12 protein-coding genes are annotated in these 14,374 nt (G+C 69.3%); 3 read left to right on the forward strand and 9 right to left on the reverse strand.

The genetic code is table 11. The features are described 5' to 3' along the window. The first annotated feature begins 4 nt into the window (after positions 1-4). Complete coding sequence (locus E0497_RS17580; RefSeq protein ID WP_137726091.1) at positions 5-1,645, forward strand: acyl-CoA dehydrogenase family protein; 1,641 nt, start codon at positions 5-7, stop codon at positions 1,643-1,645. Positions 1,646-1,649: 4 nt separating this feature from the next. Here E0497_RS17580 and E0497_RS17585 read toward each other — a convergent pair whose 3' ends face one another. Further along, the gene (locus tag E0497_RS17585) at positions 1,650-1,985 is read right to left on the reverse strand and encodes a PspA/IM30 family protein (protein ID WP_241665950.1); all 336 of its coding nucleotides are present in this window, start codon (positions 1,983-1,985) and stop codon (positions 1,650-1,652) included. A gap of 163 nt (positions 1,986-2,148) precedes the next feature. Beyond that, on the reverse strand, positions 2,149-2,694 hold the full coding sequence (locus tag E0497_RS17590; RefSeq protein WP_137726092.1) for a MarR family winged helix-turn-helix transcriptional regulator: 546 nt from the start codon (positions 2,692-2,694) through the stop codon (positions 2,149-2,151). Positions 2,695-2,811: 117 nt separating this feature from the next. Between E0497_RS17590 and E0497_RS17595 the strand changes: the two genes are divergently transcribed. Further along, on the forward strand, positions 2,812-4,299 hold the full coding sequence (locus E0497_RS17595; protein ID WP_137726093.1) for an MFS transporter: 1,488 nt from the start codon (positions 2,812-2,814) through the stop codon (positions 4,297-4,299). A gap of 143 nt (positions 4,300-4,442) precedes the next feature. Here the strand turns inward: E0497_RS17595 and pheT are convergent, their stop codons facing one another. From pheT to infC, 6 genes are all read right to left on the reverse strand, one after another. Further along, complete coding sequence (gene pheT, locus E0497_RS17600; RefSeq protein ID WP_137726094.1) at positions 4,443-6,932, reverse strand: phenylalanine--tRNA ligase subunit beta; 2,490 nt, start codon at positions 6,930-6,932, stop codon at positions 4,443-4,445. Between the two features lie 40 nt (positions 6,933-6,972). Continuing rightward, a complete protein-coding gene (gene pheS / locus E0497_RS17605) occupies positions 6,973-8,043 on the reverse strand; it encodes a phenylalanine--tRNA ligase subunit alpha (RefSeq protein ID WP_137726095.1) in 1,071 nt (356 codons plus the stop codon). 120 nt (positions 8,044-8,163) lie between these two features. Beyond that, a complete protein-coding gene (locus E0497_RS17610) occupies positions 8,164-8,964 on the reverse strand; it encodes a TrmH family RNA methyltransferase (protein WP_137726096.1) in 801 nt (266 codons plus the stop codon). Between the two features lie 23 nt (positions 8,965-8,987). Beyond that, positions 8,988-9,377, reverse strand: a complete 390-nt coding sequence (gene rplT / locus E0497_RS17615; RefSeq protein ID WP_137726097.1) for a 50S ribosomal protein L20 — start codon at positions 9,375-9,377, stop codon at positions 8,988-8,990. A gap of 64 nt (positions 9,378-9,441) precedes the next feature. After that, positions 9,442-9,636: a 50S ribosomal protein L35 gene (gene rpmI, locus E0497_RS17620; RefSeq protein WP_031938928.1), complete on the reverse strand. Its 195-nt coding sequence runs from the start codon at positions 9,634-9,636 to the stop codon at positions 9,442-9,444. Positions 9,637-9,691: 55 nt separating this feature from the next. Beyond that, positions 9,692-10,336 carry a translation initiation factor IF-3 gene (infC, locus tag E0497_RS17625; RefSeq protein ID WP_137726098.1) on the reverse strand — a complete coding sequence of 215 codons (645 nt, stop codon included), beginning with the start codon at positions 10,334-10,336 and terminating at the stop codon, positions 9,692-9,694. Positions 10,337-10,693: 357 nt separating this feature from the next. On the opposite strand from infC, the gene E0497_RS17630 reads away from it, so the two are divergent. Further along, positions 10,694-11,068 (forward strand): DUF1844 domain-containing protein, encoded by a 375-nt coding sequence (locus tag E0497_RS17630; RefSeq protein ID WP_137726099.1) that lies wholly within the window; start codon positions 10,694-10,696, stop codon positions 11,066-11,068. A 331-nt stretch (positions 11,069-11,399) separates the two neighbouring features. Here E0497_RS17630 and uvrA read toward each other — a convergent pair whose 3' ends face one another. After that, the gene (gene uvrA, locus E0497_RS17635; protein ID WP_137726100.1) at positions 11,400-14,345 is read right to left on the reverse strand and encodes an excinuclease ABC subunit UvrA; all 2,946 of its coding nucleotides are present in this window, start codon (positions 14,343-14,345) and stop codon (positions 11,400-11,402) included. Positions 14,346-14,374 lie beyond the last annotated feature (29 nt).

Consider the following 14,374-nt stretch of genomic DNA (forward strand, 5'->3'; position numbering starts at 1 on the left):
CACCATGCCACACGGTCACCGTACGCACGAGGTGTTCAACCAGGCCCCGCCACGGGCGGGAATCGACGAGTTCACGTCCAATATCCCCCTGGTCGACGCCGTCACCCGCTACGACGCCGACTGGGCGATCCCGCACCTGACCGAGGTCGGAACCCTCGTCGGGACGGCGGAGTTCCAGCATGCGGCCGACCTCGCGAACACCGAACTCCCCCGCCTGCGCACCCACGACCGGTACGGGAACCGCATCGACGAGGTCGACTACCACCCCGCCTACCACCGGGTGATCGCCGCGGCCGTCGAACACGGCGCGCACACCGCGGCATGGGCACAGCCGCGGGCCGGCGCCAACGTGGCCCGCGCCGCGACGTTCATGCTGTTCGCCCAGATCGAGGCCGGGCACGCGTGCCCGATCTCGATGACGCACTCGGCGGTGCCGTCACTGATGCTCGCCCCGGATCTCGCGGCGCGCTGGCTGCCCCGCGTGTACTCCCGCGGCTACTCCGGCGACCTCGCCGCGCCCGCCGACAAGCCCGGCGTCCTGTTCGGGATGGCGATGACCGAGAAGCAGGGCGGCTCGGACGTGCGCGCCAACACCACCGTCGCCCGTCCACTGGCCGACGGGACGTACGCGCTCACCGGGCACAAATGGTTCTGTTCGGCGCCGATGTCGGATGCGTTTCTGGTGCTGGCGAACTGTTCTGACGGCCTGTCCTGTTTCCTGGTGCCGCGGGTGCTCGAGGACGGCACCCGCAACGTGTTCCGCATCCAGCGACTCAAGGACAAGCTGGGGAACAAGTCGAATGCGTCGTCGGAGATCGAACTGGACGGCACTCTCGGGCATCTGGTCGGGGAGGCGGGCCGCGGGGTGCGCACGATCATCGAGATGGTGGCCCGCACCCGCCTGGACTGCGTGTACGGGTCGGCGGCCGGGATGCGGCAGTCGGTGGCCGAAGCGTTGTGGCACGTGCGGCACCGGTCGGCGTTCGGGGCGACGCTGATCGACCAGCCGGCGATGACGGCGGTCGTCGCGGATCTGGCGCTCGAATCGGAGGCGGCGACCGCGACGGCGCTGCGACTGGCCCGCGCGCACGACGACGACGCGTCCGACACGGAGAAGGCGCTGCGGCGGCTCGCGACGGCGGTGAGCAAGTACTGGATCTGCAAACGCGGACCGCACCACGCGTACGAGGCGCTCGAATGTCTCGGCGGCAACGGCTACACCGAGGACTTCCCACTGGCCCGCCGCTACCGGGAACAGCCGGTGATGGCGGTGTGGGAGGGCTCCGGCAACGTCATCGCGCTCGACGTGCTGCGGGCCATGACCCGGGAGCCGGAGTCGGTGGCCGCGTTCGACGCCGAACTGTCCCTCGCCCGCGGAGCCTCCGCACTGTTCGACGCCCACCACGACCGGATGCGGTCGCTGCTCGGCGAGCTGGCCGGACTCGACGCCGCGGCAGCCCAGTCCCGGGCGCGTCGGGTCGCGGCCGCGATGGCCCTCGCCCTGCAGGGGTCACTGCTGCTGCGGACCGCACCCACGCCCGTCGCCGAAGCATTCCTGGCCGCCCGACTCGGCCCCGACCGGGACCTCGAGTACGGCTCGCTGCCCGCCGGAACGGATCTCGCGGCGATCCTGAAGCGGCACTGAGCGGCTAGTCGTTCTTCATCGAGCGGCGGATCTCGTCGAGCTTGTCGCGGGCCGCTTTCTCCCGTGCCTCCCACTGCTCGTCGAGGTCCCGGCCGGAACGGCTGTCACGGCCCAATTCCTCGGCGCCTATCGCTGTTCCGAGGCGTTCCTCGATCTTGTCGCGGACCCGCTCGAACGTCGGCACACCGGCCTCCGTGTAGTCGGGGACGATCGTCAGCGGCGGCGGCACCTCCGGTGTCGCGGCCGGACGCGACGGGTCCGGCGGAACGTTCGTGGTGGCACGGCCATTCTCGTTCGACTCAGCCTGGTTCGGGTCCGAACTGCTGCCCGCCTCCACCATGAAGAACTCCTCTCGCCACCCCTGCCCAGAGTACCGAGAGGAGGCCTGCGGCGGCGAGGTCGATGCCGGTCTCGACTTCCCCTCCACCATCCGCGACACGGTCACCCGTTCCCGCACCGTCCGGCGAAAAGACCGGCCCAGCACGACACCTCGCTTCAGTGCGTCACCGGCCGTCGCGGGGAGGCTGCAGAGTCTGGTCACCGGGGTCCTGGAGGGAGCGCGGTATCGCCGAGTCCTGCTCCGAGAGGTAGGTGTCCAGAGCGGAGCTCAGGTCGGCCATGACCGACTCGAACTGTTCCAGGAGTTGCGGCGGGTAGTGCGACATCGCGGCGTCGAGGCGGCGGGCGATCGGGTCGAAGAACTCGTTCGCCCGCTCCTGGATGTGCCCGCCACCGCGCAGGGTGACGATGCGCCGGTCGGAGTGTTCGCGGACGCGGGTGATGTGCCCTGCGGCTTCGAGACGGTTCAGGAGCGCGGTGGTGGCCCCCGTGGACAGGGCGATGCGCTCACTCAGTCGCGTCGGCGACAGTGGGGTGCCGCGTTCTTCGGCGGCAGCGATCTCCAGCACCGCGGTCGCGTCGGTGGAGTGCAGGCCCAGCCAGACGGCGAAGCGCCGACCGAGCTCGGCGTAGTGGCCGCCGTAGATCCGCAGTGATTCCATCAGCCGTTCACGCTGCGCTGCGCCGTCGTCGTTCATCGCGTCCTCCACCGAAGCCCTCCGTCCGTCTCCCCTGCCGTGCGGTTCGCGTCGGCGGCTTGTTTTTGACAACTTACCGTCACCACTTTACCTTCATCGTGAAATTACTTCACGATGGAGGTATCTGGTATGCGTGATCCGTCCCGGACTCACGAGAAGACCACCGAGCCCTACCGGTGGCGGTGGCTGATCCTGGCGGTGATGCTCGTCGCGGAGATCATGGATCTCCTGGACGCCACGATCGTCAACGTGGCCGGTCCGGACCTGGAGAGATCCCTCGGCGCCAGTTCCGTCGGCCTGCAGTGGGTGATCGGTGGCTACGCCCTCACTCTGGGCGCAGGACTCGTGCTCGGCGGCAGACTCGGCGACCGCTACGGACGACGCCGCATGTTCCTGCTCGGCCTGACCGCCTTCACCGCCATCTCACTGATGTGCGCGCTGGCGCCGAACATCGAGTCACTGATCGTCTTCCGGCTGATGCAGGGCGCCGCCGGGGCGATGCTCCTACCGCAGGGTCTCGGCCTACTGCGGGAGAACTTCTCCGGTCCGGAACTCACCCGGGTCTTCGGGATCTTCGGCCCGGTCCTCGGGCTCGGCGGCATCATCGGCCCGGTCCTCGGCGGCTTCCTCATCGAGGGCGATTTCTTCGGCCTGGGCTGGCGGTCGGTGTTCCTGGTCAACGTGCCCATCGGCCTCGCGGCGCTGATCGTCGCCGCGCAGTGCGTGCCGAAGAAGGCCGGCGACCACACGGTGCGCGTCGACACGGCCGGCGCGGCGCTGGTCGTGGCGTCCTGCGCGCTCCTCGTCCTGCCACTGAACCAGGGGCAGGAGGACGGCTGGCCGCTGTGGACGTGGCTGTGCATGGCAGCCTCGACCATCGGGTTCGCCCTGTTCGCGCTGCACCAGCGCCGTACCGCCGCGTCGGGCCGTGAGCCGCTGGTCACCCCCGGCCTGCTGCGCAAGCCCGCCTTCACCGTCGGACTCGGCGGTATCGCCCTGTTCTTCGCCGGGCTCATCGGCATCCAACTCGTGCTGACCCTCTACCTCCAGATCGGCCGGCACTTCACCGCCGGCGAGGCGGGACTCGGCAACCTGCCGCTCGCGGTGGGCACGGCCATCGGCGGCGCGGTCAGCGGCGCTGTCCTCGCCGACAGGATCGGCCGCAAGGTCCTCCAGATCGGCCCGCTCGTCCAGCTCGCCGGCACGGCACTGCTCTGGTTCGAACTCGACGGCCTGTCCCCGGTCTCGTTCTCGATCTGGGACATCGCCCCCGGCGTGGCCGTCTCCGGCATCGGCGCGGGCATGGTCATCGCCGCCCTGTTCAGCTTCATGCTGGCCGCCGTCGACGACCACGAGATCGGCTCCGCCTCCGGAGTCCTGTCCGCCGTCCAGGCCCTCGGCGGCTCCATCGGCGTCGCCGTGTTCGGCTCCGTGTTCTTCGCCCAGGCCGAGACCGGCGACTTCACCAGCGGCTTCCACTACGCCCTCATCGTCCAGGCCTGCCTGCTGCTCACCTTCCTCGCCATCACCTTCCTGCTGCCCCGGCAGGGACGCCCCGAGGACGAGCAGCACGGCATCGCCGACGTTTCCTCCGACACCGCGCCGGCCGCCGTGTGAACCCGGGAGTATCGCCACAGGCACGTATCCGGATGTTTCGGCAGGCCGCGTGACGGTGGCGACCACGACGCCCGATTTTCCTTCCCACACGGCAGGAGCCCCCGGACCACGACGGTCCGGGGGCTCCTGCTGTCTACGTGCGCCTAGCCGCGCAGGACCGCGCCGACGGCCTCGGTCGCGGCAGCGACCGCGGCGTCCCGGGCAGCACTGGCCTCGTCCTCGGTGAGGGTGCGGTCGGCGGCGCGGAAGCGCAGCGCGAACGCCAGCGACTTGCGGCCCTCGCCGACCTGCGCGCCCTCGAACACGTCGAACAGGCGGATGTCCTCGAGCAGGTCGCCGCCACCGGACCGCAGCGCGGCCTCGACCGAGGCTGCCGGTACGGCCGCGTCGACGACCACGGCGACGTCCTGCAGGACGGCCGGGAACGGCGAGATCCTCGGCGCCGGAAGCACTTCGGTGACAGGGAGGGCGTCGAGGTCGATCTCGACCGCGCACGTGCGGGCCGGCAGACCGGCACGCTCGAGGACCGCCGGATGCAGTTCACCGGCATGACCGACGACGGTACCGTCGAACACAACCTCGGCGCAGCGACCCGGATGCCACGGCAGGTGCTGCGCGGCACGCAGTTCCACCGCCACCCCGGCGGCGTCGGCGATCGTCCGCACCGCGGCGAACGCGTCGGACGCGTCGGCGGCGCGTCCGGCACCCCACGGACCCGACGGCTCCCGCAGACCCGACAGCACCACCGCGACGTGCAGCGGCTGCGCGGGCAGCGACGTCAGCAGCCGCGTGATCTGCTCGTCGGTGGGGCGACGGTCCACCGGCAGCGCCTCGACCGTCGCGGTGTCCGGGCCGGGCTGCACGACCTGCGCGATGCCGTACAACGCCAGATCCCGCTGGCCACGGGACACGTTGCGGGCCAGCACCTCCAACATGCCGGGCAGCAGCGTCGTCCCGAGTTCGGGACGATCGGATTCGAGCGGATTGAGCACCGTGGTGGTGTTGCGGCGCGGATCGTCGGCGCCGAGACCCCACGTGTCGAACACGGCGTGCGGCAGGAACACCGGCGGCAGGATCTCGACGTGCCCGGTGGCGGCGAGCATCCGGCCGACGGCCCGGCGGCGACGCTGCTGCGGGGTCAGGCCGCGTCCGGCCGGGGCGTGCGGCAGCACCGACGGGATCTTCTCGAGCCCCTCGAGTCGCAGCACCTCCTCGACCAGGTCGGCGGGCTGCGTCAGGTCCGGGCGCCACGACGGCGGCGTCACGACCAACTGTCCGTGCCCGGTCTCGCTGACGCCGACCTCGACGGCGCAGCCGATCTGCGTCAGGCGGCGGGCCGCGGTGCCGTTCGGGTAGGCGACGCCCGCCACCCGGTCCGGCAGATCGATGTCCATCCGGATCTGCCCCGACGGCACGACACCGCCGACATCGGTGAGGGTCGGTGCGATCGTGCCACCCGCGATCTCGACGAGCAGCGCGGCCGCCCGGTCGAGCGCCGGCAACGCCACCGCGGGGTCGACGACGCGCTCGTACCGCTTGCCGGCCTCGCTGGTCAGCTTGTGCCGGCGCGCCGTCCGGAAGACGGCCAGCGGATCCCACGTGGCAGCCTCGAGCAGGATCTCGGTGGTCCCGGCGTGCACCTCGGTGGAGGCACCACCCATCACACCGGCGAGCGAGACGACCCCGGAATCGTCGGCGATGACGACGTCCTCGGGATCGAGGGTGCGCTCGACCTCGTCGAGCGTGGTCAGCGTCTCCCCCGCCTGCGCGCGGCGCACGACGAGCCCGCCGGACACCTTCGCGGCGTCGAACGCGTGCAGCGGCTGACCGAGTTCGAGCATCACGTAGTTGGTGACGTCGACGGCCGGCGAGATCGGGCGCACACCCGAGAGCAGCAGCCGCCGCTGCAGCCACCACGGGCTGACGGCGTTCGGGTCGATACCGGTGATCGTGCGGGCCGTGAACCGGGTCGCCTTCGACTCCGGGTCGAGCCGCACCGGCCACGCCTCGCCGTCCCCGGCGGGCAACGGCGCCGCGTCCGCGGGATCGGCGAACGGCAGGTCGAAGCCGCAGGCCAGTTCGCGGGTGAGGCCGCGGACCGAGAAGCAGTAGCCGCGGTCCGGGGTGATGTTCAGTTCGATGACGGTGTCGTCCAGCCCCAGCAGGACGTTCGCGTCGGTGCCCGGCTCCGCGGTGCCCGGCTCGAGCACCATGATGCCCGAGTGGTCCTTGCCGATGCCCAGCTCGGACGCCGAGCACATCATGCCGTTGGACACCTTGCCGTACGTCTTGCGGGACGCGATCGCGAACCCGCCCGGCAGCACCGCACCCGGCAGGGCCGCGACGACCAGGTCACCCACGGCGAAGTTGCGGGCACCACACACGATCTCCTGCAGCGCGTCGGCGCCGACGTCGACCTTGCAGAAGCGGATCGGCTTCTTGAACTCGGTGAGTTCCTCGACCTCGGCGACCCGGGCCACGACCAGCGGACCGGTCACCGGCTCCAGCCGGTCGACCTCCTCGACCTCGAGCCCGACACGGACGAACCCGGCATCGAGTTCGTCGGCGGTCACCCCCCAGTCGGGCGTCGCCCGCTGCAGGATCTCGGTCAGCCACGATTGCGCTACTCGCACGTCTACTCAGCTCTCTCGTTCTCGTCGATCGTCGCGGCGATCAGGCCTGGACACCGAAGGGCTGCGTGAACCGCACGTCGCCCTCCACGATGTCGCGCATGTCGGGGATACCGTTGCGGAACTGCAGCGTCCGCTCGAGGCCCATACCGAACGCGAAACCCGAGTACTCGTCGGGGTCGATACCGGACGCACGCAGCACGTTCGGGTTCACCATGCCGCAGCCGCCCCACTCGACCCAGCCGGCGCCGCCCTTCTTGTTCGGGAACCACACGTCCACCTCGGCGGACGGCTCGGTGAACGGGAAGTAGTTGGGGCGCATACGGGTACGCGTCTCGGGACCGAACAGGGCGCGGGCGAATGCGTCGAGCGTGCCACGCAGATGCGCCATCGTCAGACCCTTGTCGATCGCGAGACCCTCGATCTGGGAGAACACCGGGGTGTGGGTGGCGTCGAGCTCGTCGGTGCGGAACGTCCGGCCCGGGCAGACCACGTAGATCGGGATCTCCCGCGACAGCATCGTGCGGACCTGCACCGGCGAGGTGTGGGTGCGCAGCACCTGCCGCGACCCCTCCGGCGCGATGTGGAAGGTGTCCTGCATGGTGCGTGCCGGATGGTCCGGCAGGAAGTTGAGGGCGTCGAAGTTGAAGTGCTCGGTCTCGACCTCCGGCCCCTCCGCGATCTCCCAGCCCATCGCGACGAACACGTCCGCGGTCTGCTCGGAGATGATCGTGATCGGGTGCCGGGCACCGGCGGGACGACGACCCGACGGCAACGTCACGTCGATGGCCTCGGCGACCAGCACGGCCGCGTCGCGTTCCGCGAGCAGCACCTCACGACGCGCCTCGAACGCCGCGGCGACACGGGTACGAGCCACATTGACCCGCTTACCGGCGTCGGCACGATCCGTCTTGGGCAACGCCCCCAGACCCCGCTTCGCGAGCGCGATGGGCGCCTTGTCACCGAGATGCTCGATCTTGGCCTGGGCGAGTTCGTCCAGATCCGCGGCCGCCGCGAACGCCTTCTCCGCCACGTCGGCCGCAGCGGTCAACGCCTCCTCGGTGAGCGCATCCGTATCGACAGTCGGCGGTCCGCCGCCCTCATTGTTAGCCACGACCGGTGCAACTCCTTCTCTGTCCGACACTGTCCGTCGACGTCCACCCGCGCGCAGGAAACGCCTGCCGGAAATCCTAGGCGATGCGCCGCCGCGGCCTCGCACGCGTTCGCGCGAGTCTCACCCGCCGCGATGCTGGACGCGGGCGCTGGCGTACAGGCAGATCGACGCGGCCGTCGCGAGATTGAGGCTCTCGGCACGGCCGCGGATCGGGATGCGCACCCGGCGGTCGGCGCGCGCCGCGGTCCCCGCGTCGAGTCCGTGCGCCTCGTTGCCGAACAGCCAGGCGGTCGGCCGCGCCAGCAGATCGTCGGCGTCGTCGAGGTCCACCTCGCCGTCCGCGGCGGTCGCGAGGATCTGGATACCGGCGTCGGCGAGGGCGTCGAGGACGGTGCCGGTGTCGCGTTCCCGCACGATCGGCAGGTGGAAGAGGCTGCCGGCGGACGAGCGGACACACTTGCCGTTGTGGGGGTCGACGCTGTCCCCGGCCAGGATCGCGGCATCCGCGCCGACCGCGTCGGCGACCCGGATGACGGTGCCGGCGTTACCCGGTTCGGAGATCGCCACGGGAACCGCGAGCAGACGACTGCCGCCGCCGATCGCCCGATCCAGCGGCACGTCGAGCAGATCGCACACCGCGATCACCCCGGGTGGGGTGACGGTGTCGCTGAGCGCGGTCATCGCGCGGTCGGTGACGAGCGAGACCCGGATTCCGGCGCCGTCCGCGGCGTCGATCAGGTCGCGGTAGCGCTCACCGGCCGACTCGGTGACGAACACCTCGTGCACGGCAGCGGTCGCGAGCGCCTCGGTGACCGAATTCTCCCCCTCGGCGAGGAAGCGGCCGGTCTTCCTGCGCTCTGCGCCGCGCAGGAGCTTGACAGCAGAAACGACCCGCGGAGTCCGTTCGGTGAACGGATCCACGGGTCGATTCCGGAACTGCTGGCTCAGGCCGCTTCTCCGGCCGGAGCGTTGACGTCTGCAGGCAGCGCAGCCTTGGCGACAGCGACCAGACCGGCGAACGCGGCGGCGTCGGAGACGGCCAGCTCGGCGAGGATCTTGCGGTCGACCTCGACACCCGCAGCCTTCAGGCCCTGGATGAAGCGGTTGTAGGTGATGTCGTTGGCGCGAGCCGCAGCGTTGATGCGGGCGATCCACAGCTTCCGGAAGTCACCCTTGCGCGCGCGACGGTCCCGGTAGGCGTAGGTCATCGAGTGGAGCTGCTGCTCCTTGGCCTTGCGGTACAGGCGCGAACGCTGTCCGCGGTAGCCCTTCGATGCCTCGAGAATCGAACGACGCTTCTTCTGGGCGTTGACGGCCCTCTTTACGCGTGCCACTGCAAAATCCTGTCAATCTGTCGGGGCGCGGACGCACCCCGTGTGGTCAAGTAGGGGGAAGAACTCAGATGCCGAGCAGGCGCTTGATGCGGGGAGCATCCGCGTCGGCGACGACGGCCTTGCCGTCCAGACGGCGGGTCACACGCGAGCTCTTGTGCTCGAGCAGGTGGCGACGTCCGGCCTTCTGGCGCAGGATCTTTCCGCTACCGGACACCTTGAATCGCTTCGCGGTGCCACTGTGGGTCTTCGACTTGGGCATGGAGTCCTCAGTTCTTGTGTATTGCGTACTTCGGTCTTGCGTGAAGTGGTCTGCGTCAGGCGCTCGGCGCCGCGCCGGCCTCACCGGCGGCCGGCTTCGACTGTGCCGCCTGCACGCCTTCCTGAGCCTTCGCGCGCGTCTTCGCACCCTTGTGGGGAGCGAGCACCATCGTCATGTTGCGACCGTCCTGCTTCGCGGAGGTCTCCACGAATCCGAGGTCCGCGACATCGGCACCGAGGCGCTGCAGCAGCCGGAACCCGAGTTCGGGGCGGGACTGCTCGCGACCGCGGAACATGATCGTGACCTTGACCTTCGACCCGGCCTCGAGGAAGCGAACGACGTTGCGCTTCTTGGTCTCGTAGTCGTGGTCGTCGATCTTCGGCCGGAGCTTCTGCTCCTTGATCACGGTCTGCTGCTGGTTCTTCCGCGACTCGCGCGCCTTCTGCGCCGTCTCGTACTTGAACTTGCCGTAGTCCATGATCTTGCAGACCGGTGGACGGGCATCGGGAGCGACCTCGACCAGGTCGAGATCGGCCTCGAGGGCGACGCGAAGCGCATCCTCGACACGCACGATCCCAACCTGCTCGCCACCGGGTCCGATGAGGCGAACCTCGGGGACGCGGATGCGCTCGTTGATGCGGGTCTCAGTGCTGATGGGGCCTCCTAGGTAGTGCGGTGCAGTCCGTTGACCGCGCCGCAGCCCGTGCGCCCTGCCTCCTCAACAAGAAAGCCCCGCGTCGGCGAGAAACTCGCCGTGCGGGGCCCGATGTCGACCGGTGCGATGAGGATCCGAATCGTCGGATCACCACCCCTTCGTTGACCGAAGGAGCCGCTGACGGACGATCGTCGAAAAGATCTCCGTCGGCGGCGACCGGACCACTGAACTGCACCGAGGGTGCCGCGCAGAGGTGGGAGTCGGACTCCACTTTGCTGCCCTGGCCGAAACCGAGGGCGGTCGTGGCGCAAAGCTTAGCACCACCGGGCCCGCCGATCGAATCGTGCCCGCTCACACCACCCGAACGACCCCGCGACCGTGCGCGGTGGAATCCTGGACGCCATGACGCAGAACCCCGATCCGGCCGATTCCGTGCCCGCCCCGGACGATCTCGACGACGTACGCGACCTCGCCGACGTCCCCGCCATCGAGGTGATCAGCCGCGCCGCCGTGATGCTGATGAGCTCGGCCGCCGAGAAGCTGGGCCTGTCCGACCCCGACCCGGTCAACAGCCCCCACCTCGACCTCGACGAGGCCCGGCGCCTCATCACCGCCCTCGCCGGCCTCGTCACGTCGTCCGTCGAATACCTCGGCCCGCACGCCGGACCGATCCGGGAGGGCCTGCAGGCCCTGCAGCGGGCATTCCGGGAATCGTCGTCGCATCCGGACGAACCGGGCAACGGCCCTGGTGAGAAGTACACCGGCCCCGTCTACTGATCCGACACGCCCGAAAAAACGGGTGAGCGAAAACCGTCCGTTACGACCGTCACAGTGTGTAGCGTCCTCCTCGCACGGCAGAAACCGCGCAATCCCCACCATGGGTTCCGCATCGCGGAACCAGATCTGAAGGAGTTTGGAATGGGTTCTCTCACCGACATCCTCGGCGATTTCGACATCAAGGCGCTGTTCGAGAAGCTGCTGGGCGCCGGCTCGGCCACGCAGCAGCAGGGTCAGGACACCCCGGCTCAGTAGTAGCCGCGCCAGACTTCGAACGGCGGTGGAGACTTCGGTCTCCACCGCCGTTCGCGTTTTCCTGCAGTCCTCGTGTCTACCCGACCACGGCCGCCTTGCGAGTCCTCTTCCGCGGCGCGGCTTTCACCGGCGCCTTCACGGGGACGGGATCGGTCACCTGCGCCGCCGCCGCGAGTGCTTCCTTCAGGAACCGTCCCGTATAGCTGTCCGGGACGGCCGCGACGTCTTCCGGGGTGCCCTGCGCAACGACGGTGCCGCCGCCGGAGCCGCCTTCCGGGCCCATGTCGATGATCCAGTCGGACGTCTTGATGACGTCGAGGTTGTGTTCGATGACGATGACGGTGTTGCCTTTGTCGACGAGTCCGCCCACGACCGCGAGGAGTTTACGGATGTCCTCGAAGTGCAGACCGGTGGTGGGTTCGTCGAGGACGTAGACGGTGCGTCCGGTGGACCGCTTCTGCAGTTCGGCGGCGAGTTTGACGCGCTGCGCCTCGCCCCCGGACAGGGTCGGTGCCGGCTGTCCGAGCCGGACGTAGCCGAGACCGACCTCGACGAGCGTCTTCAGATAGCGGTGGATGGAGGTGACGGGCTCGAAGAACCCGGCGGCCTCCTCGATCGGCATGTCGAGGACCTCGGCGATCGTCTTGCCCTTGTAGTGCACCTCGAGGGTTTCCCGGTTGTACCGGGCGCCGTGGCACACCTCGCACGGCACGTACACGTCGGGCAGGAAGTTCATCTCGATCTTGAGGGTGCCGTCGCCCGAGCAGGCCTCGCAGCGTCCACCCTTGACGTTGAACGAGAACCGGCCCGGCTGGTAGCCGCGGACCTTGGCCTCGGTGGTGGCGGCGAACAGGGTGCGGATCTTGTCGAACACGCCGGTGTAGGTGGCCGGGTTGGAGCGGGGGGTCCGGCCGATCGGTGACTGGTCGACCTGTACGAGCTTGTCGAGCTGATCGAGTCCGTTGATCCGGGTGTGCCGGCCCGGCACCTGCCGGGCGCCGTTGAGTTTGTTGGCCATCACGGTCGCGAGGATGTCGTTGACGAGCGTCGACTTGCCGGAGCCGGAGACACCGGTGACCGCGGTGAGCACTCCGAGCGGGAAGCTGACGTCGATGCCGCGGAGGTTGTTCTCGCGGGCGCCGACGACGGTGACCTGCCGTTTGCGGTCGATCACGCGGCGTTCGGCGGGCACCTCGATGACGGAGCGTCCCGACAGGTAGGCGCCGGTGAGGGATTCGGTGTTGGTGAGCAGTTGCTCGTACGGTCCGCTGTGCACCACCCGGCCGCCGTGCTCGCCCGCGAGCGGGCCGATGTCGACGACCCAGTCCGATGTGCGGATGGTGTCCTCGTCGTGTTCGACGACGATGAGGGTGTTCCCGAGGTCCCGCAGCCGGGTGAGGGTCTCGATGAGCCGGCGGTTGTCGCGCTGGTGCAGGCCGATGGACGGCTCGTCGAGCACGTACAGGACACCGACCAGACCGGACCCGATCTGGGTGGCGAGCCGGATGCGTTGCGCCTCACCGCCGGACAGGGTGCCGGCGGCACGTGCGAGGGACAGGTAGTCGAGGCCGACGTCGAGCAGGAACCCGAGCCGGGCCTGGACCTCCTTGAGGACCTGGCCGGCGATCGCCTCCTCCCGCGCGCCGAGGGTGAGGCTGTTCAGGAACGCCGAGCAGTCCGCAATGGACAGCTCGCACACCTGGGCGATGGACTTGCGTCCGAACTCGTCCGACGAGATCGTCACCGACAGGATCTCCGGGCGCAGCCGCGACCCGTTGCACGCGGGACACGGGATGTCGCGCATGTAGCCGTCGTAGCGTTCCTTCATCTGCTCCGACTCGGTCTGTTCGAGGCGGCGGTGCAGGAACGGCATGACGCCCTCGAACTCGGCGTAGTAGGAGCGGGTGCGCCCGTACCGGTTCTTGTACTTGACGTGGACCTGGTCGGTGCTGCCCTCGAGGATCGCCTTACGGGCCTTGGCGGGCAACTTGTTCCACGGGGTGTCCATGTCGAAGCCCATGATGTCGCCGAGCCCGGACAGCAGGCGTCCGAAGTATTCGGAGCTCTGCCCCATCGACCACGGGGCGATCGCCCCACCCTCGAGGGTGAGTTCCGGGTCCGGGACGACGAGGTCGGGGTCGACTTCCTTGCGGATGCCCAGGCCGGTGCATTCGGGGCAGGCACCGTACGGCGAGTTGAACGAGAACGAGCGCGGCTCGAGGTCGTCGATGGCCAGGGGGTGCGCGTTGGGGCACGCGAGTTTCTCGGAGAAGCGGCGCTCCCGGTCGGGGGCGTCCTCGTCGCGGTCGACGAAGTCGAGGACGACGATGCCCTCGGCGAGCCGCAGTGCCGTCTCGATCGAATCGGTGAGCCGCTGCTTGGCGGACGCCTTGACGGCGAGGCGGTCGACGACCACCTCGATGTCGTGCTTCTCCTGCTTCTTGAGCTTGGGCGGGTCGGTGAGCGGGTGCACGACGCCGTCGACTCGGACCCGGGAGTAGCCCTGCGTGTTGAGTTGCTCGAACAGGTCGACGAACTCGCCCTTGCGGGTGCGCACGACCGGGGCGAGGACCTGAAACTTGGTGCCCTGCTCCATCTCGAGGACCTGGTCGACGATCTGCTGCGGCGTCTGCCGGGCGATCGGTTCCTCGCACACCGGGCAGTGGGCGCTGCCGGCGCGGGCGTACAGCAACCGCAGATAGTCGTACACCTCGGTGATGGTGCCGACGGTCGAGCGCGGGTTCCGGTTGGTGGACTTCTGGTCGATCGACACCGCCGGGGACAGGCCTTCGATGAAGTCGACGTCCGGCTTGTCCATCTGCCCGAGGAACTGGCGCGCGTACGCGGACAGCGATTCGACGTAGCGCCGCTGTCCCTCCGCGAAGATCGTGTCGAACGCGAGACTCGACTTGCCCGACCCGGACAGTCCGGTGAACACGATCAGGCTGTCCCGGGGCAGATCCAGATCGATTCCTCGCAGGTTGTGCTCCCGTGCACCTTGCACGATCAGGCGATCCGCCACACGTAGTCCCTTCTCGGTTCGGCCCCGGG

The organism is Prescottella subtropica, from assembly GCF_005434945.1.
GTDB classification, from domain to species: Bacteria; Actinomycetota; Actinomycetes; order Mycobacteriales; family Mycobacteriaceae; genus Prescottella; species Prescottella subtropica.

Coding starts and splice junctions, on each gene's coding strand:
- E0497_RS17580 (WP_137726091.1), top strand. CDS start 5: ATGCCACACGGTCACCGTACGCACGAGGTGTTCAACCAGGCCCCGCCA.
- E0497_RS17585 (WP_241665950.1), bottom strand. CDS start 1,985: ATGGTGGAGGCGGGCAGCAGTTCGGACCCGAACCAGGCTGAGTCGAAC.
- E0497_RS17595 (WP_137726093.1), top strand. CDS start 2,812: ATGCGTGATCCGTCCCGGACTCACGAGAAGACCACCGAGCCCTACCGG.
- rpmI (WP_031938928.1), bottom strand. CDS start 9,636: ATGCCCAAGTCGAAGACCCACAGTGGCACCGCGAAGCGATTCAAGGTG.
- E0497_RS17630 (WP_137726099.1), top strand. CDS start 10,694: ATGACGCAGAACCCCGATCCGGCCGATTCCGTGCCCGCCCCGGACGAT.